28 protein-coding genes and 1 other annotated feature are annotated in these 24,695 nt (G+C 45.8%); of the genes, 16 read left to right on the top strand and 12 right to left on the bottom strand.

What is annotated here, in order from left to right:
• Positions 1 to 37: 37 nt before the first annotated feature.
• Entirely contained in the window at positions 38 to 913 is an 876-nt protein-coding gene (locus V6668_RS25040) for an AraC family transcriptional regulator (protein WP_338707002.1), read from the bottom strand.
• 108 nt (positions 914 to 1,021) lie between these two features.
• On the opposite strand from V6668_RS25040, the gene V6668_RS25035 reads away from it, so the two are divergent.
• Both V6668_RS25035 and V6668_RS25030 read left to right on the top strand, forming a co-directional pair.
• Entirely contained in the window at positions 1,022 to 2,179 is a 1,158-nt protein-coding gene (locus tag V6668_RS25035) for a Gfo/Idh/MocA family oxidoreductase (RefSeq protein ID WP_338707000.1), read from the top strand.
• Between the two features lie 317 nt (positions 2,180 to 2,496).
• On the top strand, positions 2,497 to 2,685 hold the full coding sequence (locus tag V6668_RS25030; protein WP_338706999.1) for an AraC family transcriptional regulator: 189 nt from the start codon (positions 2,497 to 2,499) through the stop codon (positions 2,683 to 2,685).
• A 317-nt stretch (positions 2,686 to 3,002) separates the two neighbouring features.
• Here V6668_RS25030 and V6668_RS25025 read toward each other — a convergent pair whose 3' ends face one another.
• Positions 3,003 to 3,323 carry a winged helix-turn-helix transcriptional regulator gene (locus V6668_RS25025; protein ID WP_036605715.1) on the bottom strand — a complete coding sequence of 107 codons (321 nt, stop codon included), beginning with the start codon at positions 3,321 to 3,323 and terminating at the stop codon, positions 3,003 to 3,005.
• A gap of 415 nt (positions 3,324 to 3,738) precedes the next feature.
• Here V6668_RS25025 and zwf point away from each other — a divergent pair, with 415 nt between their 5' ends.
• The 4 genes from zwf (at position 3,739) to yunB (ending at position 8,550) form a co-directional block, all read left to right on the top strand.
• Entirely contained in the window at positions 3,739 to 5,193 is a 1,455-nt protein-coding gene (gene zwf, locus V6668_RS25020) for a glucose-6-phosphate dehydrogenase (RefSeq protein WP_338706998.1), read from the top strand.
• Between the two features lie 590 nt (positions 5,194 to 5,783).
• Complete coding sequence (gnd, locus tag V6668_RS25015) at positions 5,784 to 6,677, top strand: phosphogluconate dehydrogenase (NAD(+)-dependent, decarboxylating) (protein WP_017692367.1); 894 nt, start codon at positions 5,784 to 5,786, stop codon at positions 6,675 to 6,677.
• A gap of 86 nt (positions 6,678 to 6,763) precedes the next feature.
• Complete coding sequence (gene fsa, locus V6668_RS25010) at positions 6,764 to 7,408, top strand: fructose-6-phosphate aldolase (RefSeq protein ID WP_036605718.1); 645 nt, start codon at positions 6,764 to 6,766, stop codon at positions 7,406 to 7,408.
• A 263-nt stretch (positions 7,409 to 7,671) separates the two neighbouring features.
• A complete protein-coding gene (gene yunB / locus V6668_RS25005; protein ID WP_076328967.1) occupies positions 7,672 to 8,550 on the top strand; it encodes a sporulation protein YunB in 879 nt (292 codons plus the stop codon).
• A gap of 87 nt (positions 8,551 to 8,637) precedes the next feature.
• Here the strand turns inward: yunB and V6668_RS25000 are convergent, their stop codons facing one another.
• Positions 8,638 to 9,708, bottom strand: a complete 1,071-nt coding sequence (locus tag V6668_RS25000) for a M23 family metallopeptidase (protein WP_338706997.1) — start codon at positions 9,706 to 9,708, stop codon at positions 8,638 to 8,640.
• A 241-nt stretch (positions 9,709 to 9,949) separates the two neighbouring features.
• On the opposite strand from V6668_RS25000, the gene lipA reads away from it, so the two are divergent.
• The gene (gene lipA, locus V6668_RS24995; RefSeq protein ID WP_036605720.1) at positions 9,950 to 10,849 is read left to right on the top strand and encodes a lipoyl synthase; all 900 of its coding nucleotides are present in this window, start codon (positions 9,950 to 9,952) and stop codon (positions 10,847 to 10,849) included.
• Between the two features lie 14 nt (positions 10,850 to 10,863).
• Entirely contained in the window at positions 10,864 to 11,283 is a 420-nt protein-coding gene (locus tag V6668_RS24990; RefSeq protein ID WP_235200693.1) for a YutD family protein, read from the top strand.
• 28 nt (positions 11,284 to 11,311) lie between these two features.
• Here V6668_RS24990 and V6668_RS24985 read toward each other — a convergent pair whose 3' ends face one another.
• Entirely contained in the window at positions 11,312 to 12,115 is an 804-nt protein-coding gene (locus V6668_RS24985) for an NAD kinase (RefSeq protein WP_036605721.1), read from the bottom strand.
• Positions 12,116 to 12,219: 104 nt separating this feature from the next.
• Positions 12,220 to 13,473, bottom strand: coding sequence for a sporulation integral membrane protein YlbJ (gene ylbJ / locus V6668_RS24980; RefSeq protein ID WP_338706996.1), 1,254 nt, complete (start codon positions 13,471 to 13,473; stop codon positions 12,220 to 12,222).
• Between the two features lie 152 nt (positions 13,474 to 13,625).
• Here ylbJ and V6668_RS24975 point away from each other — a divergent pair, with 152 nt between their 5' ends.
• The 3 genes from V6668_RS24975 (at position 13,626) to V6668_RS24965 (ending at position 15,187) form a co-directional block, all read left to right on the top strand.
• A complete protein-coding gene (locus tag V6668_RS24975; protein ID WP_155984997.1) occupies positions 13,626 to 13,790 on the top strand; it encodes a hypothetical protein in 165 nt (54 codons plus the stop codon).
• A 244-nt stretch (positions 13,791 to 14,034) separates the two neighbouring features.
• The gene (locus tag V6668_RS24970; RefSeq protein WP_036605723.1) at positions 14,035 to 14,412 is read left to right on the top strand and encodes a globin; all 378 of its coding nucleotides are present in this window, start codon (positions 14,035 to 14,037) and stop codon (positions 14,410 to 14,412) included.
• 43 nt (positions 14,413 to 14,455) lie between these two features.
• A complete protein-coding gene (locus V6668_RS24965) occupies positions 14,456 to 15,187 on the top strand; it encodes a DUF2225 domain-containing protein (protein ID WP_036605724.1) in 732 nt (243 codons plus the stop codon).
• 12 nt (positions 15,188 to 15,199) lie between these two features.
• On the opposite strand, the gene V6668_RS24960 is transcribed toward V6668_RS24965, so the two are convergent.
• Together V6668_RS24960 and V6668_RS24955 are read right to left on the bottom strand one after the other, a co-directional pair.
• A complete protein-coding gene (locus tag V6668_RS24960; protein WP_017692378.1) occupies positions 15,200 to 15,433 on the bottom strand; it encodes a hypothetical protein in 234 nt (77 codons plus the stop codon).
• A complete protein-coding gene (locus V6668_RS24955) occupies positions 15,430 to 15,600 on the bottom strand; it encodes a YycC family protein (protein WP_074096390.1) in 171 nt (56 codons plus the stop codon). The genes V6668_RS24960 and V6668_RS24955 overlap by 4 nt, the downstream gene beginning before the upstream one ends.
• A 118-nt stretch (positions 15,601 to 15,718) precedes the next feature.
• Between V6668_RS24955 and V6668_RS24950 the strand changes: the two genes are divergently transcribed.
• Together V6668_RS24950 and V6668_RS24945 are read left to right on the top strand one after the other, a co-directional pair.
• Positions 15,719 to 17,518, top strand: coding sequence for a M3 family oligoendopeptidase (locus V6668_RS24950; RefSeq protein WP_338706995.1), 1,800 nt, complete (start codon positions 15,719 to 15,721; stop codon positions 17,516 to 17,518).
• Positions 17,519 to 17,807: 289 nt separating this feature from the next.
• Positions 17,808 to 18,218, top strand: a complete 411-nt coding sequence (locus V6668_RS24945) for an O-methyltransferase (protein WP_076319832.1) — start codon at positions 17,808 to 17,810, stop codon at positions 18,216 to 18,218.
• A gap of 85 nt (positions 18,219 to 18,303) precedes the next feature.
• On the opposite strand, the gene V6668_RS24940 is transcribed toward V6668_RS24945, so the two are convergent.
• Positions 18,304 to 18,537 carry an alpha/beta-type small acid-soluble spore protein gene (locus V6668_RS24940; protein ID WP_047841310.1) on the bottom strand — a complete coding sequence of 78 codons (234 nt, stop codon included), beginning with the start codon at positions 18,535 to 18,537 and terminating at the stop codon, positions 18,304 to 18,306.
• Positions 18,538 to 18,742: 205 nt separating this feature from the next.
• Complete coding sequence (locus V6668_RS24935; protein WP_036605728.1) at positions 18,743 to 19,717, bottom strand: aldose 1-epimerase; 975 nt, start codon at positions 19,715 to 19,717, stop codon at positions 18,743 to 18,745.
• A 245-nt stretch (positions 19,718 to 19,962) separates the two neighbouring features.
• Positions 19,963 to 20,231, top strand: a binding site (T-box leader).
• Positions 20,232 to 20,307: 76 nt separating this feature from the next.
• On the opposite strand from V6668_RS24935, the gene trpS reads away from it, so the two are divergent.
• Positions 20,308 to 21,300 (top strand): tryptophan--tRNA ligase, encoded by a 993-nt coding sequence (trpS, locus tag V6668_RS24930; RefSeq protein ID WP_036605729.1) that lies wholly within the window; start codon positions 20,308 to 20,310, stop codon positions 21,298 to 21,300.
• Positions 21,301 to 21,415: 115 nt separating this feature from the next.
• Here trpS and V6668_RS24925 read toward each other — a convergent pair whose 3' ends face one another.
• A complete protein-coding gene (locus V6668_RS24925) occupies positions 21,416 to 21,616 on the bottom strand; it encodes a hypothetical protein (RefSeq protein ID WP_017692385.1) in 201 nt (66 codons plus the stop codon).
• 120 nt (positions 21,617 to 21,736) lie between these two features.
• On the opposite strand from V6668_RS24925, the gene V6668_RS24920 reads away from it, so the two are divergent.
• On the top strand, positions 21,737 to 21,955 hold the full coding sequence (locus tag V6668_RS24920) for an alpha/beta-type small acid-soluble spore protein (RefSeq protein ID WP_017692386.1): 219 nt from the start codon (positions 21,737 to 21,739) through the stop codon (positions 21,953 to 21,955).
• Between the two features lie 116 nt (positions 21,956 to 22,071).
• On the opposite strand, the gene V6668_RS24915 is transcribed toward V6668_RS24920, so the two are convergent.
• Positions 22,072 to 23,052 carry a metal-dependent hydrolase gene (locus V6668_RS24915; RefSeq protein WP_036605731.1) on the bottom strand — a complete coding sequence of 327 codons (981 nt, stop codon included), beginning with the start codon at positions 23,050 to 23,052 and terminating at the stop codon, positions 22,072 to 22,074.
• A gap of 435 nt (positions 23,053 to 23,487) precedes the next feature.
• Between V6668_RS24915 and V6668_RS24910 the strand changes: the two genes are divergently transcribed.
• On the top strand, positions 23,488 to 24,099 hold the full coding sequence (locus V6668_RS24910; RefSeq protein WP_036605732.1) for an SCO family protein: 612 nt from the start codon (positions 23,488 to 23,490) through the stop codon (positions 24,097 to 24,099).
• Positions 24,100 to 24,174: 75 nt separating this feature from the next.
• Here the strand turns inward: V6668_RS24910 and V6668_RS24905 are convergent, their stop codons facing one another.
• Entirely contained in the window at positions 24,175 to 24,522 is a 348-nt protein-coding gene (locus V6668_RS24905) for a toprim domain-containing protein (protein WP_036605733.1), read from the bottom strand.
• Positions 24,523 to 24,695: the final 173 nt, after the last annotated feature.

The following is a 24,695-nucleotide window of genomic DNA, read 5'->3' as shown; positions in this document are numbered from 1 at the left end:
GTGAATTCTTTCGCTTCTTTCTTGTTGTTGTGATCCATTACTTCCTCCCCTGCACCTTCAGCCGATATTGATGTGGTGTAGAGCCTGTGGCAGTACGGAATACTTTGCAAAAGTAGGAGGGGCTGGTCATACCAACACGGTGACCGATTTCGGGAACGGAAAGGGAGGACCGACTGAGCAGCACACAGGCATGACGAATACGGGTAGCTTGAGCATAAGCAACGATGGTGGTGCCAGTCGCTTTTTTAAATACATGAGATAGATGATAGGGAGATAAATGAAGTGTATCTGCGATATGCTCCAAACGAAAAGGCTCCTGGTAATGCTGCTCAATCCATTGCATGATGGCTTCGGCATGAGGGGGAAGAACGTTTGCACTGGACGAGAGTACATCTTGGGAGCGGTGTTGCTGCCCGTCCTGCCACAGATAGCGAAGTTGTGCGAGCAGATCCAATAAAAAAAGGCGTGTATCCTCCTCTATTTCATGAGGAAGCAGACCTGGAGACGTATCTGCATATTGTTCCATTCGTTGAACGAGTGGGGATGTGGCAGCAAGCCGGATGGGCTGAATGGGGGATTGCTCTTCCAGCAGATCCTGTATGAAGTCGTGAGTAACGATAAATTGGGGCCAATGTGCCTTCAGTAGATCAAGTTCAACCATGAGTACATTTCGAATGAAAGGCTGCTCTCTGGATACTTGAATCTGGATGTGGTGCAATTGAAAAGGTCGAAAAATCATGAGCATACCGGGTTCAAGGGAGAAAACCTGACCTTCGGTTATCAACTGCCCATATCCTTCGTGAATATAGGTTATCTCCAGCTGCGAATGAGCATGGAACACTTCGCGAGACGTAGTGTTGGATGTACGACGACAGACCAGATTAAATTGTTCTCCCAGAAAGATGGACTTCATGAATGCCTCCCTTATCATGCGCAAGATAGTTTTATTTTAGCACAAGATGAACGCATAAAAGCGCTTTATTATTGTGTATTGTGAAGGGAATAAGGGAGGTATGCAACGATGTTAAAAGTAGCGATTATCGGAGCAGGTGCAATTAGTGGAGCACATATCTCAGCATATTTGGCGTTCCCTGAGCGATGTCAGATTGTTGCTGTGGTCGATATGTACGTGGATAAGGCAGAGAAGCGAATTAACGAATATGGACTGGAAGGTGCACAAGCCGTTACGGATTATACAGAGTTACTTGCTCAAAATATTGATCTGGTATCAGTCTGTACGCCGCCGTATACACATGCTTCAATTGCGTGTGATTTCATGCAAGCAGGTGCGCATGTGTTGGTTGAAAAACCGATGGCCTCATCCCTGGAGGAAGCGGATCTGATGTTGAGAGCAGCGCAAGAAAGTGGCAAGCTACTATCCGTAGTAGCACAGAATCGGTTTACGACACCGATGATGAAGCTGAAAGGTGTGCTGGACAGTAAAAGGATGGGTCCCATCGTCCATGTGCAGGTTGATTCGTTCTGGTGGCGGGGTCACAATTATTATGATCTGTGGTGGCGCGGGACATGGGAAAAAGAAGGCGGAGGCTGTACCCTTAATCATGCGGTGCATCATATTGATGCCTTGCTTTGGATGATGGGACCTCCAGTGGAATTACAGGCCATGATGGCAAATACGGCACATGATAATGCCGAAGTTGAGGATATATCCATGGCGATGCTTCGCTTCCAGGAAGGGGCGCTTGGCATAATTACCAGTTCCGTCGTACATCACGGAGAGGATCAACAGTTAATTTTTCAGGGCAAAGAAGCCCGGGTATCTGCACCTTGGAAAGTGGTTGCTTCTACCGCCCAGAATAACGGATTTCCGGAACCGAATCGAGAGTTGGAACACCAGATTCAGAAGCTCGCTGACGAATTACCGGATGTTACTCATGTCGGTCACGCTGGGCAAGTTGAGAATGTGTTAAATGCTATTGAGACAGGATCTCCCCTTCTGGTGGATGGCCAAAGTGGTCGGAATACGCTTGAACTGATTGTGGGTATCTATAAGTCGGCAAGTACGGGAGAGAAGGTTGTTTTTCCACTAGGGGCGGAAGATGAGTTTTACACAAGAGAAGGAATTATGCAACATGCCGTACACTTTTATGAAAAAAAGACGACGGTGGACAACTTCGAGGATTCGAGTATTACACTCGGGAGCAAGTTGGATTCGTAGTGTTTTCCGTGAAAAGGATGCCCCTCACATAAGTGAGGATGGGCATCTTTTTTTGTACTAGGTCGATTACACCTACATCACCATAAAAAATCAATACACTTGGTTTTTCCATCCATGTAACTCGTATTCGCTTCAAGATCATAATCTCGATAGTCAGGGATTGGATCAATGAGAGCTACAATCAGTCTCGTAGTCGTGTGAGGGAGAATAGGCAGAATCAGTGCTGTTTAGCTTCAGCTTTTGAGCGTGTTGGTTCAACAGAAAGAGGGTGCAAATGTAGCGCTCTCACAGTAGCGGATTCACGTCATTTTAGACACTTGGAGAAGATGATGTGGTGGATTGAAAAGCATTTGGATTATGAGATCAGATTGGGCAAGATGGCGGCAGATGTTCACCTGTCCAAATCGTATGCTTCCCGCATTTTTCATCAAGAGACAGGTAGCAACATTACGGATTACGTCACAGCTCAAAGGTTAAAGCAGGACTACTTACGCCTTGATATATAATAACATTTCGGTGGAGGAGATTGGCAGACGTGCCAGATTTCCGAACGGATGTATTTCATCCAGTTATTTCGCAAATCTGCCGGAACGAGCCCGTTGTATTATCGGCAACAGTTTGAACGGTGCAGCAAGCATTATTTTAGTTTGCAAAATAATAGCGTTATTACGTCTCTATATATACAACAATTAGTATTTACCGTTTGAATTAAATAAATCCCGGATGCGGATTGCACTAGCCAGTTGCTAAATGCGATACTCACCTCCGGGATTACACATCGGTAATCTTCAAGCTAAATAAACATTAAGGATTCCTCAAGCTGTTACAGCCACTTATCAGCCCAACGTTCCACGGCGCTTAGCGCTCTCCCCAGTTCCGTTCCTTTTCGTGACAACATATATTCAGTCCGAACTGGACGTTCCGTGACCACATGGCGCACCACAAGTCCTTCTTCCTCCAATTCCTTCATTCGCTCATTTAACACACGTTTGCTCAAGTCAGGGATATAAGCGTGAATCTCACTGAAGCGTTTGGGTTCCTCCATCAACGCATGGATAATGAGGGCTACCCATTTTCGGCCAATGATCTGATAAGATTGTTCCACTTTTGTGCATATTTGCTTGGCATTCTCATCATCGCTCATGATTGTACTCCTTTGATTTAATATTGCTTGTAATATCATTAGTATACTTATTGTAACCTACTTGTCCACAAGCCATATGTGTAAAATGTCACATACCAATTGTTCTTAATGTTACCACATAAAGCGTTATCATCAAATAAAAACCCTATAAACACTGGAGTTCACAGGTTCGACACGATTATTGACGAATTGTGACGACAGGTGTAATATGGGTAACGTTAATTCAAATGGTTACAATTTATAACCTAAACACAGGTTGTGGAGAGAAGGAATGTTCCATGGTTGAATTCAAGTGCGTTATATAAACGGAGGCAAGGCGGGGAACGCACCCACTTATTCCGTCTTTTGTCATGCTTGGATTTGAACATTTTGCAACATCATATACTATACTGCACAGATCACAGGAGGCACTCCAATGGATGCAATGACATTTGTCCTGTTCGGGGCAACAGGCGATTTAGCCAAACGCAAGATTTACCCTGCATTATATAACTTGTACATGGATCAGAAAATGCCGAAATCCTTCTCCGTTATCGGGTTGGGACGACGTGAATTGTCGGATACGGACTTCCAGGCGAATGTTGAAAAGTCACTGCATGAATTCTCACGTCAGACGCCGGAAGAAGAATCACAAGTTCGTGATTTCATTGGAGCTTTCCGTTATTGTTCTTTAAATAATACGAAGCTTGAAGATTACACCAAACTGTTGGAACTGGTTCAACAGCGTGAACAAGAGCTTAACATTCCTGAAAACCGCATGTTCTACATGTCGGTGGCACCGGAATTCTTTGAGCCAATCGCACTGAACATTCAAGAAAGTGGCCTGGGTAACACCAAAGGCTGGAAGAAACTGATTATCGAAAAACCATTTGGACACGACCTGCAATCAGCTCGTGATTTGAACGAAAAACTGAGCAATACCTTTGCGGAAGAAGAAATCTATCGCATTGACCATTTCCTCGGTAAACCGATGGTTCAAAATATTGAGACGCTCACCTATGCAAATCCGGTGATTCAGGCGTTGTGGTCTAACCGTTATATTGCCAATGTACAGATTACGGCAAGTGAGACGGTGGGTGTTGAAGAACGTGCCGCGTATTACGACCAGAGTGGTGCCCTTCGTGACATGTTCCAAAACCATATGCTTCAGTTGCTGATGATGATTGGTTTGCATTTGCCAAAACGCTGCACACCGGAAGAAATTCAATTCAAAAAGCAAAAAATTGCTGAAGCACTTCGTCCGTTGACAAAAGAAAATATCGCTTCTGAAGTTGTTCGTGCGCAATATGCAGCAGGTGAGCTGCAAGGTTCCTCGGTTGTTGGATATTTGGACGAGCCTGGCATTCCAGCCGGATCTCAGAACGAGACGTATGTTGCCGCAAGACTGTGGATCGATGATCCGTTCTGGAGTGAGGTTCCATTTTATATCCGTACAGGTAAACGCCTGGCTGAGAAATCCACCCGAATCGTTGTTGAGTTCAAGGCACCACTGAAGACCGGTCATGAATCCGAAAATACAACGGAACCTAACCTGCTGACGATTGAAATTGGTCCGGGAGAAAGCATCTCGCTTCAATTAAATGCGAAGAATCCATTGAACCATGGTGAAGTGGAACCAATGCATATGACCTTCAACTCAGGTAAACGTAACATCCCTGAAGCTTACGAGAATCTGATCTTTGATGCGATGCGTGGAGATTCCACCTTCTTTGCACACTGGAACGAAGTGGAGCTGGCATGGCAATGGGTGCAACCGATTCAGGAAGCATTCGAAGCTGGCAGCGTGCCACTGGATACGTACAGTGCAGGTTCGCATGGACCAGAGTCAGCAGATCGCCTGACAGCAGCAGACGGCTACCGTTGGTGGTAAGTGAAACGAAAGAGTGAGCATAAGAGAACACAATAGTAAAAACAACTTACAACTTTACAATCCGTTCTGCTCACAAATAATCATTTGCACAAATCCAAACAAACCTTTTCAAGTCAACAGGATATAGAACGAAATGTTTTATTCCCCTAGAGCTTGTACTCAGGAGCAAGTTGGATCGAAGGTGCAAATTACTGAAATAACACAGTATCTTTTACGAATTATACCGTTCCAATTTTGCATAAGTCCTTCCGGTTATGTTTGCCGGAAGGCCGTGAAAATTTTTGAATATAGATTAGCGGTTCAGTTTTAAAATGGGTTGGCTTGAACGCTGAGAATGTAGTGTAGGGGACGAAATCGATTCTGTAGAAGCAAAGCTAAAAGCTTTCTGGAAGAAAGCTACTTCGTAAGCATACACTTCGCCTTTATCCCCGGATTTTCTCCTATATAGGAGATTCAAAAAATCTGGGGATAACAGCGATCAATAGAACGATTCGTGACTGGAACGGTTACTTCGCCAAACGTTAAGCACTTATTTTTAATTTTGAACGCAAATAAAAATTAAACATTGTTCATAACAGGAGGATTTTGAAATGAAACTTGGACTTGTCGGATTAGGAAAAATGGGATTGAACCTGGGTAGAAACCTGATTGATCACAAACACGAAGTGGTTGCTTTTGACCTGAACGCTGAAGCAGTAAATGAAATGAAAGAATACGGCGCTGAAGGCGTATCTTCTTATGCAGAGATGGTGGCTTCACTCGAATCCCCACGTGTATTGTGGATCATGGTTCCCCACAATGTTGTAGACGCTGTATTGGCAGAAGTTAGCCCATTGTTGTCCAAAGGTGACATCATTATTGAAGCGGGTAACTCCCACTACAAAGAATCCATCCGTCGCTACGAAGAGATGAAACCTAAAGGCATTCACTACATGGATGCAGGTACATCTGGCGGTATGGAAGGCGCACGTAATGGAGCATGTTATATGATCGGTGGAGACCCGGAAGCTTGGGCAATCGTTGAACCGGCATTTAAAGATACTTCCGTAGAGAACGGCTACCTGTATGCAGGTAAAGCGGGCAGCGGTCACTTCCTTAAAATGGTTCACAATGGTATCGAGTACGGTATGATGGCATCCATTGGTGAAGGTTTTGACGTATTGGAGAAAAGTGGATTTGATTTCGACTTCGAACAAGTGGCTCGCGTATGGAACAACGGTTCCGTTATCCGCTCTTGGTTGATGGAGCTGACAGAACGTGCCTTCTCCAAAGATGCAAACCTCGACGAAATTAAAGGCGTAATGCACTCTTCCGGTGAAGGACGTTGGACGGTAGAAACGGCATTTGACCTTCAAACCGCTACACCGGTTATCGCGTTGTCCTTGCTGATGCGTTACCGTTCCCTGGAGACAGACACATTCACAGGTAAAGTGGTAGCAGCATTGCGTAATGAATTTGGCGGTCACGCTGTAGAGAAAAATTAATTTTATATATAATTGTTAACATATGATGAGAATCGGGTAATGACTTATATCGTGTTTACGAATTCATCAAGTGGAGGTAACATATCATGAAATTTTTCTTGGATACAGGGAATGTGGAAGAAATCAAACGGATCGAACGTCTGGGTCTGGTGGATGGAGTCACGACTAACCCGTCTTTGATTGCCAAAGAAGGTCGCGTATTTAAAGAAGTCATTCAGGAGATCTGTGGCGTTGTTAAAGGCCCGGTCAGTGCTGAAGTCATCGGTCTCAAAGCCGAGGATATGTTGAAGGAAGCTTATGAAATTGCAGAATGGGCACCGAATGTAGTCATTAAATTGCCGATGACCGAAGATGGGCTGTACGCTTGTCATGAGTTGACGCAAAAAGGGATTAAAACCAATGTAACGCTGATTTTCTCCGCAGCACAGGGCCTGATGGCGGCGAAAGCCGGTGCAACCTACATCAGTCCATTCGTTGGTCGCTTGGATGATATTGCGGTGGATGGTATGAAATTGATTCGTGATCTGCGTCTTATTCTGGACATGTATGATCTGCCTTCCGAGATTATCGCAGCAAGCATTCGCAATATCAAACATGTAGAGGATGCAGCCCTTTCCGGTGCGCATATTGCCACCATTCCGGGTTCGCTTCTGCCGACACTTTGGAAACACCCACTGACAGACAGCGGGATTGAACGTTTCCTGAAAGACTGGGAATCTGTTCCGAAATAAAAGGATAGACCTGGCCTGAATCTTTGGGTGGTCTGAACATAAAACCTTTTGCCTTGCAGAGTAATTTGCGGGTGAAAGGTTTTTTTATCTCTGTTTATGTAGTTTCCGATTCGAGGTTAGTTTAACCAATGAGGAGTACTTGTCCCTTTCATGTTGTTGTTACTTTCTGTCCAGTGTCCACGTACTGTCCTTCTTTTTCGGGACAACGGTGCATAAGGTTAACATATAGCCTATAGCTCATCCCGTAGGGGAGGGACACTTCGATGATGAGAAGAAAATGGCGAAGCCGGAGACGCCGTAAGCCGCCAAGCGGCAAACGCAAAATGTGGTTGATCATTTTATTGGTCACCGCATTTTGTTTGATGCAGGGCTTTGCTTATGTGGATAAAAAGATGAAGCCCCCCATCATGCACTTGGCCAAGATCAGAGTGAAACAGATTGCGACTGAAGCGATCAACAAGGCGATTACAGCACAGGTTGCAGATGGCAAAACCAACGAAGGACTGATTGACTGGAAGACGGATACCGCCGGGAAAGTGTCCGGTTTCATGCTGAACTACAATGAGCATATGCGAATCACCGCAAGTACGATGAATATTGTGCAATCCACGCTGCAGAATGTACACATGTTAAAAGAAAAAATCCCGCTGGGGCAGGCGCTGGGCAGTCCGGTGTTGGCTTCATTTGGCCCGAGTATACCGGTTCGTATTGAGCCCCAAGGCGCTGTCAAAGTGGATCTGAACACCCGTCAACAGAATGCGGGTATTAACATGATTTTGGTGGAAGTGTACATTCACATCATTGCTGAGGTCGCGGTCGTGGTGCCCTTCGACATGGAACCCGAAACGGTCGATACGGAAATCCCGATTTCCTACCTTTTGGTTGTCGGGGATGTGCCAATGTATTATTACGATAATCAGGGCAAGCCAGTGGGCAGTAACGGTAGTAATGCCCCTGCTATTGCGCTGCCATCAGGTCATACGGGTGTATCAAGCGGTAATGGAGTAACTACGAATCCCCCAAGCGAGAACCAGCAACAGACGCCGTCAGACCATTTGCAAGGGAATGAACTTGAAATTGAGCCGGATGATCTGCCTGATGTGAATGGGGGATTGCAGCTCAATAAGGACGCGCACCCATGATACACACAAATTTGAATTGCAAAGCAAAGAAAGGGGCCTCTATTAAAGAGGTCCCTTTTTCGAATGCTTATCGTGCATATCCTCGTCTCACTTACTTTTCTTGTTCTTTTGTTTGCGTTCATCCTGTTCCCAATGTTTCAGCTGTGGATAAGGATCGAACGACCATTCGTGCAGTCCGCTGTCGCGATAGATCCCATAGTGCAGATGTGGAGGGAATTTGCCCTGTGTCCCAGGTTTCCCGTAACCCGAACTGCCAACCCAACCTACGACCTGACCGGGGATCACAACTTCACCGATGCGTGCACTTTTGTCAAAACCCGAAAGGTGGGCGTAATAGTGATAATGATTGTTCAAATCACGGATTCCGATGCGCCAGCCACCAAACGGATTCCAGCCTTTGATTTCCACGACCCCGTAACAGGTACTGCGCACAGGCAGGCCATGCGGAGCGAAAATATCTGTTCCCTCATGAATGCGATAACCGCCCCAGCTTCTTTTTGTCCCCCAGGTACTGCGATAGGAGTAGTTGGTTCCGAGCGGGACCGGAAAGGCATGTCCGAATAGATCCAGATTGTTAAAATGCTCATATAACTTCGCGAATTGCTGTATCCGTTGCACAGCACGGGAGTTGTGATAATATTCCCACAAGGCAATGTTGAAGTCCTCTTGTTTGTTCCCGTAACCTTGAATAACAGAAGCCATGCTGTACAGCACATCCTGATCATTGTTGGCATCCGCTATACCGTCTCCTGAACCATCACGTCCATATCCTTTGAAAAAAAGAATGGATTCCGGATGTTGATCCGTCTCATCGGGATTTAGCCATCCTCTCCAGGCCGGAGGGGTCATGAAGATACCCGTAAGCCGCTCCGGATGCTTGCGATCCTTTGGGTGTGCACGAGTAATCGTTCGTTCATACTGATCAATGGCGGCAAGCCTGTACCAGGGAATCTGAGTCATCTGACCGATGGTTTCATATAAATGGCGACGTGCAGCGAAAATTTCTGCGGGTTTTAACTCGGCAACCTGTGGTTTGGGAGCGGCCTGGGCGGGTTCACCGTAAACTTCAACAGGCAAGAATGGGAGAAGCAGAGTACCTGCAAGTAATGTTTTGATCCAAAAGCGGCACGTGTGCCTGAAGGTCAAGCGTTGTTGCACTGGGATGCAGCCCCTTTCCATTAGAATGATACAAGGTACCCGATGAACCAAGCTAAAGGTTAGCGTTCTTCAAAAGTTCTCATTTTATCCATGTAAGCTCTTGGGGGGGAATCCAATTATACAAATTGTCCATATCGAGCATGAATGCACAAGATGTGACAAATGGGGGTTTTTCCAGCGCTTTCATGGTATAATATGTTCCGAGCAACAGCCTAACTTCAGTAGAAAGAAGGTTTATGCATTGGCTAAACGTGTTAAAGAACCGAAGCCGGATTGGATTCGGATCAAATTGACAACCGGCGATAACTATCAGGAAATGAAATCGATGATGCGTTCCAAAACGCTGCATACGGTATGTGAGGAAGCACGGTGTCCGAATATTTATGAATGCTGGGCCAATCGAACGGCCACTTTTATGATTTTGGGCGACATTTGCACAAGGGCATGCCGTTTTTGCGCGGTGAATACAGGCTTGCCAACGGAGCTTGATTTGCAGGAACCAGAACGTGTGGCGGAAGCAGCAGAGCAGATGAATCTGCAACACTGCGTAATTACAAGTGTAGCCCGTGATGACCTGAAAGATGGTGGAGCTACGATTTTTGCAGAGACCGTGAAGGCCGTAAGACGACGGTTGCCATTGTGCAGCGTTGAAGTACTCATTCCAGACTTTCTGGGCGATCGGGAATCTTTGCAGATTGTAATGGATGCCAAACCGGACATTCTGAATCACAATATTGAGACGGTTGAGCGGTTGTCAGACAAAGTGCGTGCCAAGGCGAAATATAAACGTTCACTGGAATTGCTTGCTCGTGCCAAAGAGATGCAACCTAACATCCCTACGAAATCAAGCATTATGCTTGGTGTAGGTGAGGAATATAATGAAATTTTATCAACAATGGATGATCTTCGTGCGGTGAACTGTGATATTATGACGATTGGTCAATATTTGCAGCCATCGGAGAAACATCTGTATGTTGAAAAGTATTATCCGCCAGAGGAGTTTGCTGCATTGAAACAGGAAGGATTAAAACGTGGGTTCAGCCACGTCGAATCCGGCCCGATGGTACGCAGCTCCTACCATGCGCATGAACAGGTGAAATCGGCTACCAAACATGCTGAACAGGCGGCAACACACGCGTGATGGAGGATACCGGATTGGAAGAAGAAAAAATCACAGAACAGATTCAGGACCAACTTCAGGAGCAGATCCAGGAGCCGGTTCAGGAATCAGTTGTTGAATCAGTTGAGGAAAAGCCCAAAGAACCGGTCATTGTACAGATCGGCGGCAAAAATTATGAAATCGTCCAGAACCACAAAGAGGGCTGGAATCCAGAGGTCTTCCGTGATCGTTACAGTGAAGTGCTGGAGCGTTATGATTATATTATCGGAGACTGGGGTTATAGCCAGTTGAGGTTAAAAGGTTTTTACCGTGATAACCATCCAAAAGCAACGAAGGATTCCACGATTGCCAGTATGGTGGATTATATCAATGAATATTGTAACTTTGGCTGTGCGTACTTTGTACTTCAGAAGAGCAAGGATCAACCTCAAGCCAAAGCAAAAAGCGGTTCCTGAGAAGGACCGCTTTTTTGGTGTGTTTATTTTAGTCAAGAAATGCCGTGCGAACCCGGTTCCAGAATGGATAAGGGCGGAAACGTGCAAAACTGACCTTGTGACTGGATACCTGACAACGGACGGAGATCAGATCCTCCACCATCACATTCACATGATCAATCGTCATCAATAACCGCTGATCCTTGCGGGAGAAAATATCACAATGATGATGCTTGGGCAAAATAACCGGTGAACCAAGTGTACGATAGACCCGGTTATTAATCGATGCAATCTCCGCAATCTGAATCGCCTCGATGGTTGGATGAACCATGGCACCGCCAAGGGCCTTGTTGTATGCCGTGCTGCCTGATGGCGTGGATACACAGATGCCATCCCCACGGAACATCTCAAATGTCACATCGTTAATATCGACCTGGGCTACGACGGTACCGTCTACACCTTTTAACGTAAATTCATTAAGGGCGATGTAAGAGGAATTCCCTGACTTTTTACGAATCTCAAGCTCCAAGAGTGGGTATTGTACAATGCGTGGTTTGAGACGCTCGGGATCTCCCTTGCCACTCATCAGCCTGACTAACTCCGGTAATTCTTCCTTCTTCCAATCGGCGTAAAAGCCGAGATGGCCTGTATGAACCCCAACAAAAGCAATATCCGGAATACGGTCGATGAAATTGTGAAATGCCTGTAGCATCGTACCATCGCCCCCGATGGAGATAACAATCTCCGGCGATTCTGCATCCAGCTTGAACCCTTCTTCCTTCGCCAGCGCATGAAACTGCTGACTGAGATCAATCGATAACTGGTCTCCGCGGTCTTGAACATAGTATCTCAAGATGAAAGCTCCTTTGTGGTCATTATACTACCGATGATAATCAATTCCGCTGAAGAACACAACGTTTGGGCGCATATTCAGTTAAATATAGATGAATCGTTCACTTATTTTTTGGCATGTCGTCTAGGTTTGAGAATGGAACTTAATATCGCAAGGAATAACAACAACACGATGAGGCTTACAAAAACAATCATTCCGGATAAAAAAATCAGTCCCCAGTCCGGTGTATACGTTGATAACGATGGGATGAAACCGGGCTCCATGAGAACGGGTGAAGAGGAACGTCCCATCATGGGTGTCCACAACAGCAGGACCAGCATAGGTGCGATTAGCGCATGGATTGCTCTGGCAAATAGAAATGGACCGTATCTCATGGGTGTGTTGCTAAGAACACTCATAATCTGTGCATGGACGGATAATCCACCCCAGGAGAGAACAAAGGCTGCTGCTGCTACTTTATAGACGAGTGGGATGGATGCCCCGGCACTCCCAGCCTCTTTGTTCCCCAGCGTTACTTCAAACAGCCCACCGACCAAGCTAGGAGATAAGGATGGAGGCAGTCCGCTATGTCGTAACAATTGCTCGGTTATCCCGTATAATCCGCCAAGCCAACCGGTCTGGACAAGTAGCTCCATCATGACCGAGAAGAATACAACCAGCCCTCCTACGATAATAATAAGGCGAAGGGATGAGGAGACTGCCTGGCGCAGCAGTTCACCAAATGCCCGCCCGTCAGCTTTTCTTGCTTCATGCATCGCATAGATGGCCCGGACCAGTCTGTTTCTAGGTATCCCCTCCGTTGGAGATCCAGAAGAACTGTCTGGGTGTGAGCCTTTTGCTGTACCCCCGTGAAAACGCATGAGCATACCCACCAGAAAAGCTGCAGCGTAATGGCTCGCAACCAATACTGGAGCAATGGCGACATTATGGAAGAACCCAACCGATACCGCTCCAATCATGAAGATCGGATCGGATGATGTAGTGAAGGCAACGAGCCGTTCTCCTTCTTCCCGGGTAACCAGCTTTTGTTCCCATAACTGAGCGGTCAGTTTCGCCCCTGTAGGATAACCGGATGCACAACTCACGGCAAATACAAAACCACCGCTTCCGGGAACACGAAACAATGGACGCATCAGTGGATTCAGCAAGGTGCCTAGAAAATGAACAATGCCAAAGCCGAGCAGCAGCTCGGACAGCACCAAAAAAGGAAAAAGGGAGGGAAACAATACGTCCCACCAGATGGACAGTCCACGTACACCTGCATGCCAGGTTTCCGCTGGATACAAGACCATTAACACACAAAGGATCAGGAGAGCGATTGTGACCAGGACATGGGTGAGTCGTTGTGAAGCAGCCATGAATTCTTCTCCTTTATATTTGGAATGGTCGGTGTGCGGAAGTCTGTGATGTTATTGCCATCAATATATGAAAAAAAGTGGACAAACAGTACAAAATTATACGTAGAAAGCGCTTGCAAAAGTGGCTGTGTTTTTGAGTGATGTGTGCTAAAATGAGAAAAACGCCTGAACGTCACCTAATTGTCTCCAAGGTGGAATTCAATTCGGATGGAGTGATGATCATGAGTCTTGTCACCGGAATCCTGGTCTGTGCTTTTGTATATGTGATACGTGCCTCGCTGGTACGCTCTGAGGAAGAGGACTGGCGGAGTTATTAATGAAATATCTAGTGCGCCAACCCAAGCGGTTGGCGCTTTTTTTGTGTTACATTTTGAATAAGGTCCTATACACAGATGGCAGGTTACATGTCCTGATGATTTCATGTTATATAGGACTTTTTGGTTTTTTTTGATAGAATGGAGATAAAGGCTTTTGTGGCCTGGATATTGTTACTGTTTTCACAATGTTCACGGAACGTGTAATATATGGCAAAATTCGACATCAGAAAGGGGAATCAGACGAATGAATCCCAGTTTGAGTATTTATGACAATCTTGGCGGTGAGAAAGGTGTTCGCGCATTGGTCGAGGCTTTCTATCCGATCGTTCAGCAGAATGAGCAGCTGGCTCCGCTTTTCCCGGAAGATATTCAGCCGGTCATCGACAAGCAGTATATGTTTTTGTCTCAGTTTTTTGGAGGACCAGGGCTGTTTTCCGAGGCGTTTGGACATCCGATGATGCGTGCCCGTCATATGCATTTTGAAGTGACGGTTGAACGGGCTGAGGCTTGGCTTGCATGTATGGATCAAGCCTTAACACAGATTGGTGTGGAGGAGCCCTTGCATTCGTTTATCCTGCAGCGTTTATCCGGGCCTGCACATCATTTTGTGAATACACCGTAGATCCGAATATGATTACAAGCGTACGGGAGAGGGATGGAATAGATTGGAATTAGAGCCGCTGTATAAGGTGAAAGTGACCTGCCATTATTGCGAAACCGAGTATGAAACCTCACGGGTAAGACCGAGTTTGAAAAGGCCCTACCGGACGGATTCGGATTTTTGTGCTTACTACAAGCTGGAAAATCCAGATTTTTATGTGGTTCGCATCTGTCCGCAGTGCGGGTTTGCCACGACGGAGAACGCAACGGAGCATCTAAATGATGCTCAGCGCAAGGCTTTTAAGGAACAGATCGGTAACCGCTGGGTTAAACGTGATTATAGCGGAGCACGAACACTGGAACAGGCGCTGGCAACGTACAAGCTTGCCTTGCTGTGCGCACAGGTTATCCGGGAGAAAGATCGTGTCGTCGCTGGTCTGTTGCATCATATAGCTTGGTTGTATCGTTATATGGAGGACCATGCACAGGAACATCGTTTTCTTGAATTTAGCCTGGAAGCCTATGTGAAGGTGTTCGAACGTGAAGGAACGGGTGGCAATGAAGCCAAACTGTTGTATTTGCTCGGGGAATTGAACCGCAGGGTAGGACGGTTTAATGAAGCAGTGCAATGGTTCAGCAAGGTCATTCATGACAAGCGGATCACAGATGCGGCCATGATTCGTGCTTCAAGGGAACAGTGGGCCGTGCTGCGTGAGCAGATGATTTCAAGTAAGTTGGAACTCCCTGAAGAGATGCTGGAAACAGACAAAGAGGCTGCAAAGCGCAGCCCCCTCTAAGTTGATCTTACATTAGTTACGGACAGGACGGCTGGATAACAAATAGTCACTGTCGTTGTCGATCACGGTCATGCTTGTATTACAGCAGGGAAAGACCAGTAATTTCTTTTTGCCTTCGCGAATGAGCACAAGCTCTTTGGGTTTGAGGGGGAGCAGCACGTTGCTTGCGTGACAGTAGGGACATTGCTGTACATAGATGTCTCCCATCACAATATCGTAAGGCCAGCTGTTCTCAAACGGAATCATTCTTGTTCGCCTTCTGGTGCGGAAGGTTTGGAGGTTTCTTGTTTGGCGAGTTCCGCAATCTTCTGCATCAGGATATGTTGGGGCATGTGCATCAGGTGCTCCAAAGGTACGCCCAGGGATTCTGCTAATTTGACGGCTGTATCAGCCGATACTTGTAAAGGTTTCATACGTTTACCTCCTGAAGGTTGCTATAAGTATTTCTCTAGTATAGAGATATGGCTGACAGAAAACCAGTTTTTAATTCAATCCTAACCATCCAATTTATAGAGAGAGGTGCCTTATTAAATGAAAACGCCATTACACCCCATATGGGACCTGGAGTCCATTTTTAGTGGAGGTTCTTCCTCCGAGACATTTGCTGCGTATCTGATTGAACTGGAAGAGGATGTACGTAAACTGCAACATCTGCTGAACGAAACAGATGCACCGACTTCATTAGAAGAGACGGCTGAATTTGATCCGATTTTGGAACTGCTGCAAAGCTGTTATATCCGCATATCGGAAGGATCTGCGTTTGTATCCTGCCTCTCATCGCAAAACCAGAAGGACAAAAAGGCAACGCAGCTTCAAGGCGCCATCAGTTCTATTGCAGCGATGCTGAACGGCAGCAAATCGAAGTTTGATAATACACTCAGTCAGACATCGGATTTGGTGTGGGACGCTTGGATTGCTCGGGAAGATATCCAGCCGCTGGCATTTGTATTGAACGAGAGTCGTACGCTGGCTCGTGAGAAGCTGTCGCCTGAACTGGAAGGTCTTGCTCTGGATCTGGGTGTGGATGGTTACCATGGTTGGGGCAAATTCTACAACACGATTGTCAGCAAGGTGAACATTCCATTTGAGCAAGATGGGGAAACGGTGATGCTCTCCGCAGGACAGGCTGCCAACAAGCTGAGCGATAGTGATCGGAATGTACGCGAGACGGTATTCGCAAACTGGGAGCAGGCTTGGACCGATGTGGAAGATTTCTGTGCTGACACGCTGAATCACCTCGCGGGATTCCGTCTAAAGTTATATGAGAAACGTGGCTGGGATGATATCCTCAAAGAACCTCTGGCCATCAACCGGATGTCACGTCAGACACTGGATACGATGTGGGATGTGATTAACGGTGCCAAACCTGCGCTTGTTCAATATCTGGAGCGCAAGGCAGAACTGCTGGGGGTAGACAAGCTCAGCTGGAGCGACGTAGATGCACCTGTAGGTAAATCAAGTGGCAAAATCACTTACGATGAGGCAGCCATCAATATTGTTGAACAGTTTGCCAAGTTCAGTCCTAAACTTTCCACGTTTGCAGAGATGGCTTTTGAGAAACGCTGGATCGAAGCAGAAGACCGTCCTGGCAAACGTCCAGGCGGATTCTGTACGTCTTTGCCACTTAGCAAAGCAACCCGGATTTTCATGACCTTCTCCGGGACACCATCTAATGTGTCGACTCTTGCGCATGAACTTGGGCATGGATATCATCAACACATTATGGAAGAGTTGCCTGCATTGAATCAACGTTATGCGATGAATGTGGCTGAGACAGCGTCCACATTTGCTGAACTGATTGTAGCAGATGCCCTGGTGCAGGCGGCAACAGATGAGCAAGAGAAGCTGGCTTTGCTGGAAGACAAGATACAGCGAAGTGTGGCTTTCTTTATGAACATCCATGCCCGGTTCCTGTTTGAGAATCGTTTCTACGAACAACGCAAAAAAGGCTTGGTCAACGCGGATGAATTATCCAAATTAATGGTGGAGGCGCAGCAGGAAGCGTTCTGCGGTGTGCTTGCATCAGATCATCCTCATTTCTGGGCATCCAAACTGCATTTCTATCTGACGGGTGTGCCATTCTATAATTTCCCATACACGTTCGGTTATATGTTCAGTGCGGGAATCTATGCAAGAGCGCAGCAGGAAGGTACAGCATTTGCAGATAAATATGATGATTTGTTGCGGGATACAGGGCGTATGACGGTCGAAGAACTTGCTCAGAAACATCTGGGTACGGACCTGACACAACCGGAATTCTGGCAAAATGCTGCGGACTTGGTTATTGCCGATATTGAGCAGTTTCTGCAGATGACAGCAACCGAAAAATAGGTTGAATATAATAGGTTGAATATATATGAAAAGGCTGCAAATCCGTGTTAACAGACACAGGATTGCAGCCTTTTTTTTGTACAGAATCCTCATTTTTGATTATCGAAGATTTTGTCGTAATTAATTGAAAAAGCTCAGTTTAAGGGAGCGGAATGGCAATTAATTGTGCAAATCATAGTTAGAAATACCCAACTTTGCCGTTCTTTGTTGAATGAGCACATATGATGTCATATAATGAGTCGTAAGTCCTTGCTGTATAGGACTATAAGCATATAAGGAGAGTGTTAATATGAAAATTGATGAGCTTTCATTAGCGAGACAGTTGGATCTGGTATTCAAAGAACTTGATCATGAGTTGTCAGGGTTAGATTCAGGGGTAGTTTTTGTGCAAATACGAAACAACGTAATTGGGAAATTCGGTATTCGACATAATCCGATAGCTGGACGAGATGGGCAGATGGATATGGAGGAAGGGGGGCTAAACGAAACCCAGAGAACTTCTTTCCGGGCAATGGCACTGGAGACGTTGAAATTCAAACGTAATTGGACACATGGCGAAATATCGTACGACTTCACAGTAAGACAAGGTATGATTTTGGTAGATGCAACAATGGAGTCTAATTACAATATGGCGAGCCTGATGATTCGTTACCCTAGAACCAATACATACAAGGATTCAGATATGGAGTCGAGCTCATAATTCGTTGCACAAGAGAAAGCGGCACTTCCGAAGAAGGCCGCTTTTACTTTTGGATTCTGCTTAGGCTCAAGCAATAATTACGAGCTTACGAACGACCCGATAATTGCTGCTCAGCGATTTGCACCAGACGTTTAGTGATGTATCCACCCAGAGAACCTGTCTCACGGGAAGTATAGTTACCGTAGTAACCATCTTGTGGAATAGTTACACCCAGCTCTTGAGCAGCTTCAATTTTCAATTGTTGCAATGCTGCTGTTGCTTGGGGAACGACCAGGTTGTTGGAGCGGCTACCGCTACCTTGGTTTTGACTTCCGTACATATGTGTCACCTCCTTATGGGTTGGTGATGTTAGTATGGTTAGAGAATACGGAAATATACATGATATGGCGTAAGGGAAAATATGGATAACTATCAGTGCACAGGACACATAAAAAAGCCGACCCAATGCGGGTCGGCAAGTTGTATTTGGATATCAAAATATAGGGTGATATGCGTAAAAGCAAAATAGAGCATGATCAGCTCGCTTAGTCTGTAGGAGGTATAACCTCAATACGTGTAAATAACTCAACAGGCTGTTCCGGTTCCAAGCGAATCAACCCGGTTTGTTCATCTGATAAAGCCAAATTAGGTGCATCCGGGAGCCAAGTGTACGGTTCAATGCACAAGAACTGATCGGATTCACCTTTGGTAAAGAGAACCCAATGTTTGAAAAATGTTTCATCTGCTGAATATTTCAATGTATACCCATCTTGCCTGCGTAAGTAAGCCGTAGCCGGTTCACCTTCGGTAGCTTTCAACAGGGTATCCCAGTTACGTCCCTGCAAATTGATACCTTCGTTCAGAGCAGACCATTCACCCAGGGATTCCAGTTCACCTGTCGGTAGTTGTTCTTCATTCTGTCCGTATATTCCGGAAACAGGCAGTTGCAGTGTCCAGTCGGCAGGTTTGCCGTCTAACAAAAACCATGTATGATATCCCATCCCAAAAGGAGCAGGTGTTGAGCTCAGATTGGTGACTCTCAGACGCTGGCTAAATACAGCGTTTTGCAGACTGAACGTCATCTCAAGTTTTAGGGGAATCGGGAATTGGGCCATCCAATGCTCTTCATTTTCGGTTAGTAATTCAGTCGTAATTGCACAGCCTTCTTCATCTTCCTCAATGTCACTGACACACCAGGATTGGGTACGGTGGAGACCGTGAATATGGTTGTCATTCGCCGTGTTCTGATCGAACTGGTAACGAACGCCTTCATATTCGAATTGTCCACGATGAATGCGCCCTGGTGGAATCAGGAGAGGAACGCCAAAATGGTACGGCTTCTGCAGATAAAAGGCAAGATCGTCTTCATCCGGACGGCGGACGACATCTCTGTCCTGCACTAAATCGCGAATAGAAATAATATTATTTCCAAGACGCGGCAGCAGGGTGATTTCCAATTCACGGCTATGTAGGATATACGTGTCGTAACCATTCCATTGGCCTTTGGTCACTTGTTTCATATCGATGCTCCTTTTCCCACTTGAAATCTGTCTGCAAGCAGTTGTGATGAAGCTACTGCTGCAGGCGTGTCGTTGTGTACATGCCAGCGATTTCCTGCGCTATTTCGTGTGAAGCAGGCAACAGGATAAGCAATTCCATCATAACAGATTTTGATGTCTCGGGTAAAAAAGTTCAACTCATTTTGACATTCACGCCTGTGCGCATTAAGATGGAACTCTAAAAGCATTTATTAGAATTAAATGACATGAAATCGATGACAGGGATAAGTAGGCCAAGAGAATCCTCTCCAGAAAGCCGGTGGTTGATGTGAACCGGTGTGAGCTCTTTACCGAATGGACCCTTGAGTGTAGGTTTGAACAGGTTAAGCCAGAGATGGGCTTGCCCCCACTAGAGTCTGCCGTATAATCCACGTTACGGAACAATGAAGGCATTTCTTCGGCTTGACTTGATTCAGGGTCAGGAGCAATCGAAGAAAAGCGAATAAGGGTGGCACCACGGTCTCACGTCCCTTGCGGATGTGGGGCCTTTTTGCGTTCGCAGAGAATGGCAGGAGTTTTTTTTATATACAATCAGGGAGGCGTTATGTGTAATGAAAACAGTACTTTCAGGTATTCAGCCAAGCGGTAAGCTCACATTGGGCAACTATATTGGTGCAATCAAAAATTTTGTAAAACTCCAGCATGACTATCAATGTCATTTCATGGTGGTTGATCTTCATGCCATCACCGTGGCTCAGGAGCCAGCAGCATTGCGTGAACAGTCGGAAGCGGTAGCTGCACTGTTTATTGCAGCAGGTATTGATCCTTCGAAATCTAACGTATTTCTGCAATCCCATGTACCGCAGCACGCGGAATTGGGATGGTTGATGACAACGCTGACCTCCATGGGTGAGCTTGAACGCATGACTCAGTTTAAGGATAAATCATCCGGTAAAGATTCGGTTGGTGCCGGACTGTTTGTGTATCCATCATTAATGGCGGCTGATATTTTGTTATACAATGCTGACCTTGTACCAGTAGGTGAGGACCAGAAGCAGCATCTGGAACTGACACGTGATCTGGCAGGACGTTTTAACCACCGTTATGGGGAGTACTTCACCATTCCAGATCCGTATATTCCGCAGGTGGGTGCACGGGTAATGTCACTTGATGATGCCTCTTCGAAAATGAGCAAAAGTAACCCTAACGCTGGCAGCTATATTGCCCTGCTGGATCCGCCGGATGTGATTCGCAAAAAAATCAGCCGTGCCACTACAGATTCGGGACGTGAAGTCGTATATGATCCGGCAAACAAACCGGAAGTCAGCAATCTGATGAGTATCTATGCTGAATGTGCAGGTATGACGCTTAAGGAAGTAGCTGAGCGTTATGAAGGCAAGATGTACGGTCCATTCAAAAAGGAACTGGCTGAAGTGGTTGTATCTGTGATTGAACCGCTGCAACAACGATATAATGAGATTCGTGAGTCTGGCGAATTGGCGGATGTTCTGGATACGTCAGCCCGTCGTGCAGAAGAAGTTGCTGCTCAAACGTTGGATGCAGTGAAAGAGCGTATGGGATTTGTTCCGAGACGTAAACAGTAGTCGTGAACAAAGATCTTCATTTCATGCAATGAATAGTTAACATAAATAAAGAGGAGCCCTATTGAAGGACTCCTCTTTATTCATGCGTTCATTATTGAACTATCAAATGACCTGCTCAAGAAGTGGGCTCTGAAGCAGCCGAGCGAACTTCCTGACGTTCTTTTTTGGCGCGAATCACAAATCCCCAGCCAATGTTGGCAATGGACAGGACAAACAGTAGTGCAGCAAACCAACCGGAGTAGGAGATCATAATTGCTGAAACCGTTAACAAGATAATCGAAGAGAATGCGAACCATAAAGACAAGCCTTTACTCATTGGGAAAAACCTCCATCTACAAATTTAGTAAAACTCCGTATAACCTGTAGCCTACGAGCCATAATAATCTTGCAAGCTTGCAATTACATTACAGACACAGATTGAAGGGAGATTATAAATATGGCTCAAGGATCTCGTTCTAACAACTTGGTGGTACCTCAGGCAAATTCAGCACTGCAACAATTGAAAATCGAGGCTGCACAGGAACTGGGTGTAACTATCCCACAAGACGGTTACTATGGTAACTACACTTCCCGTGAAACAGGATCTTTGGGTGGATATATCACCAAACGTCTGGTACAAATCGCTGAGCAGTCTCTGGCTGGGTCTGGCAAATAATTTATTTTAACCAACAGCAACAAAACAGGATAAACGGAAAGCCCGGAGCGGAAACGCTCCGGGCTTTCTCGCGTATCAGTTCCTATGTCTGATTGTGCCTTGCCATGCTCACTTCGTCAAGGGCGTGCAGATAAAAGTTTTTTATCCATTTTCTCATCGCTTAACCAGCCTACATACGTATCAATCGTCTCAAAATTCCGATCCATCACAATCACAGCGACAAATGGATATTGTTTCCGGTGTCGATAACGTACATCTGCCCAGCGGACCTTGTAACCGGCAGGCAGTTCTTCAACCTCTGCCACCGCATAGGAGGTGAAATAGAGGAAGGCACTGACTTCCGGCGATTTGCGTGAAGCAGCAACGGCCGCGTGAGTAGAAGACGAGGCGTGCAGACTCCATACCAGATTAGAACCATCCATTTTACCGATCACATAACTGCCGTCCTCAACTCGTTTGACCACATGCCAGCGGTTCCAGGATATCGTTGGAATGACGATGTATCTTGCCTGCTCTGGGCTGTTGTCGAGACGTCTAACTTTTCTGACTGCTTGTGCACGAGCAATCGTTCGCCATATATAATATAAACCGGTCAAACTATACAACGTAACGAAGAGTGGTGCAGGGGCGATCAGATCAAAGGCCCATAACAGGATAGCTATGACATGTGTAGTGAATAGAAACGGATCAAAAATATGAATGATGTTCCAGGCGATCCAGCGTTCCGTAAAAGGCCGGGCGGCTTGGGTTCCATAGGTGTTGAACAGATCGGTGAATACGTGAAAGCCTACGGCCACAGCGGTCCAGGTGGCAACGTGTCCAATAGGGACACCAGGGAATATCAGTGCAATGACGCCGGTGATGAGCAAAACCCATAACAGGAGAAATGGCAGAGAGTGTGACAAGCCCCGATGATTCCGAATGTAAAGCGAATTGCTTTTGAGACGTAACGCAGTATCAATGTCAGGGGCCTGGGAACCGGCGATCGTGCCAACCATTACCGCAGCTGCAAGCATGGGACTCGCCGCGACGACAGGATCGACATAAGCCAGACCGGCTAGACCAATCCCCATGACAAAATGTGTAGAGGTATCCATAAACGTCTCCTTTGTGTGGTATATCGTTCTAAGGCATATTACTTCTCTATCTAGGTGATACCCATATATAGTGTATAATATCCGTTTGTCAGGATGCAAAACATCCCTAATTTCAAAGTTATGACAATTTCCTGTGCCATACCCAATAAATGTACGTAGTTTGTCAAACTATTTTGGCATTTCCTATGATAAACTTTATATCGGATACAGTGAGAAAATCGCCAGAGAACGTACGATACTATTCGAATGATATACAATGCTAAAATAATTTATGGGCATTGTTCCTTTAAACCGTTACAATAATATAGAATCTCATAAAAAGTAGGTTTCTTTGAATACATATGTCACAGTAGATGGATAAAGCGAAACGAACGTGATTTTGGATTCACATATGTATGCGTATTCATAAGAAAAGATGCAGAAGGGACGAGGAAGATGCTGAAAAAGTACAAATGGACATGGATGCTACTCGGGCTCGCACTGATTATGGCTGTGTATCTGATGTGGGGCACCGTATTTGCCAGTAAGGAAAAATTACCCGAGATTCGTGAAATCCAATCCTTTTCTATGGAAAATGTAGATGGCAGTACAGTATCGCTGGAGGATACTCAAGGGAAAGTCCGCTTGTTCTACTTTTATTTCACCAGTTGTCCGGATGTCTGCCCTATTACGACCTTTACGTTATCCCAGGTGCAGGATCTGTTGAAAGAGGACGACACCTTTGGTAAAGATGTCTCATTTGTATCTATTTCATTCGACCCGAAAGTCGATACAAGAGAGAAGATTAAGACGTTTGCGGACCGCTTCCACGCGGATTATTCCGGATGGTACTTCTTGCGAGGCGATATGGACAAAACCAAACAGTTTGCCAGGGAATCATTCCAGATCCTGATCGATGGGGAGAGTAAGGACGATTTTGCCCATATGAATATGATTGGTCTGGTGGATGAGAACAACCAGCTGCGCAAGGTATATAATGCATTTAATACAGAGGACGTTGTGCCTGCTGTCATTGCCGAGGATATTCGCAATCTGATTAAGGAATAATCATCTGATCATCATACTGTAAAGGCTGCCTTCAAGTTGGATATCAATCTAAAGGCAGCCTTTTGGTATTTCATTTTAATAGGAAGGATGTTCAGGGTATTGGATGTATGTCTCTAACCCGGCCTTTTCCAGCTGGGCAATGATATACTCATCAGGTGTTCCTTCTACACCCGCATATCCTCGTCGTGTATACATCTGTACTGCATCCGGGAAAGCATCCCGAAGTACACCTCTAATTTTTTTGCCGGAACTGTCATTATCCATAAATAAAAAGACTTCGTCGTAACCGACTTGCTTGCGCAGGGTCTCCAACTTGAGGGAATTAAGTGTTCCAAACGTACATAGAATGTTGATTTCGGGTCCAACCAGACGTTTCAGTTTGCTTCGGTCATTCTTACCTTCCACAATGACATGAATAGGCATGATATTCACCTCTTGTTCAAGAGCTTATGTCGACATTCCCCGGGAAATGTTGCAGCGAAAATCGACTGATTATATAAAATGGACTCCTTTCTTTACGCTGTTCACCACGCGGACAGGAGCACCTCTGATTTCTAAATTCTTTTTCACATACATCAGGAATTAATTCTGATCAG

It is taken from the genome of Paenibacillus amylolyticus (assembly GCF_036894225.1).
In the GTDB taxonomy this organism is placed as follows: Bacteria; Bacillota; Bacilli; order Paenibacillales; family Paenibacillaceae; genus Paenibacillus; species Paenibacillus amylolyticus.
The sequence above is the reverse complement of the archived record's forward strand: the minus strand, read 5'-3'. Positions and strand labels throughout refer to the sequence as shown.

Excerpts from the sequence above, each read along its gene's own strand:
- V6668_RS24975 (WP_155984997.1), top strand. The coding sequence starts at position 13,626 with ATGAGAAAAACGCCTGAACGTCACCTAATTGTCTCCAAGGTGGAATTC.
- fsa (WP_036605718.1), top strand. The coding sequence starts at position 6,764 with ATGAAATTTTTCTTGGATACAGGGAATGTGGAAGAAATCAAACGGATC.
- ylbJ (WP_338706996.1), bottom strand. The coding sequence starts at position 13,473 with ATGGCTGCTTCACAACGACTCACCCATGTCCTGGTCACAATCGCTCTC.
- V6668_RS25025 (WP_036605715.1), bottom strand. The coding sequence starts at position 3,323 with ATGAGCGATGATGAGAATGCCAAGCAAATATGCACAAAAGTGGAACAA.
- yunB (WP_076328967.1), top strand. The coding sequence starts at position 7,672 with ATGATGAGAAGAAAATGGCGAAGCCGGAGACGCCGTAAGCCGCCAAGC.
- V6668_RS25035 (WP_338707000.1), top strand. The coding sequence starts at position 1,022 with ATGTTAAAAGTAGCGATTATCGGAGCAGGTGCAATTAGTGGAGCACAT.
- V6668_RS24960 (WP_017692378.1), bottom strand. The coding sequence starts at position 15,433 with ATGATTCCGTTTGAGAACAGCTGGCCTTACGATATTGTGATGGGAGAC.
- V6668_RS24925 (WP_017692385.1), bottom strand. The coding sequence starts at position 21,616 with ATGAGTAAAGGCTTGTCTTTATGGTTCGCATTCTCTTCGATTATCTTG.
- V6668_RS25040 (WP_338707002.1), bottom strand. The coding sequence starts at position 913 with ATGAAGTCCATCTTTCTGGGAGAACAATTTAATCTGGTCTGTCGTCGT.
- V6668_RS24970 (WP_036605723.1), top strand. The coding sequence starts at position 14,035 with ATGAATCCCAGTTTGAGTATTTATGACAATCTTGGCGGTGAGAAAGGT.
- V6668_RS24940 (WP_047841310.1), bottom strand. The coding sequence starts at position 18,537 with ATGTACGGAAGTCAAAACCAAGGTAGCGGTAGCCGCTCCAACAACCTG.
- V6668_RS24905 (WP_036605733.1), bottom strand. The coding sequence starts at position 24,522 with ATGCCTATTCATGTCATTGTGGAAGGTAAGAATGACCGAAGCAAACTG.
- gnd (WP_017692367.1), top strand. The coding sequence starts at position 5,784 with ATGAAACTTGGACTTGTCGGATTAGGAAAAATGGGATTGAACCTGGGT.
- V6668_RS24910 (WP_036605732.1), top strand. The coding sequence starts at position 23,488 with ATGCTGAAAAAGTACAAATGGACATGGATGCTACTCGGGCTCGCACTG.
- V6668_RS24950 (WP_338706995.1), top strand. The coding sequence starts at position 15,719 with ATGAAAACGCCATTACACCCCATATGGGACCTGGAGTCCATTTTTAGT.
- V6668_RS24955 (WP_074096390.1), bottom strand. The coding sequence starts at position 15,600 with ATGAAACCTTTACAAGTATCGGCTGATACAGCCGTCAAATTAGCAGAA.
- V6668_RS24945 (WP_076319832.1), top strand. The coding sequence starts at position 17,808 with ATGAAAATTGATGAGCTTTCATTAGCGAGACAGTTGGATCTGGTATTC.
- trpS (WP_036605729.1), top strand. The coding sequence starts at position 20,308 with ATGAAAACAGTACTTTCAGGTATTCAGCCAAGCGGTAAGCTCACATTG.
- V6668_RS24935 (WP_036605728.1), bottom strand. The coding sequence starts at position 19,717 with ATGAAACAAGTGACCAAAGGCCAATGGAATGGTTACGACACGTATATC.
- V6668_RS24915 (WP_036605731.1), bottom strand. The coding sequence starts at position 23,052 with ATGGATACCTCTACACATTTTGTCATGGGGATTGGTCTAGCCGGTCTG.
- V6668_RS24920 (WP_017692386.1), top strand. The coding sequence starts at position 21,737 with ATGGCTCAAGGATCTCGTTCTAACAACTTGGTGGTACCTCAGGCAAAT.
- zwf (WP_338706998.1), top strand. The coding sequence starts at position 3,739 with ATGGATGCAATGACATTTGTCCTGTTCGGGGCAACAGGCGATTTAGCC.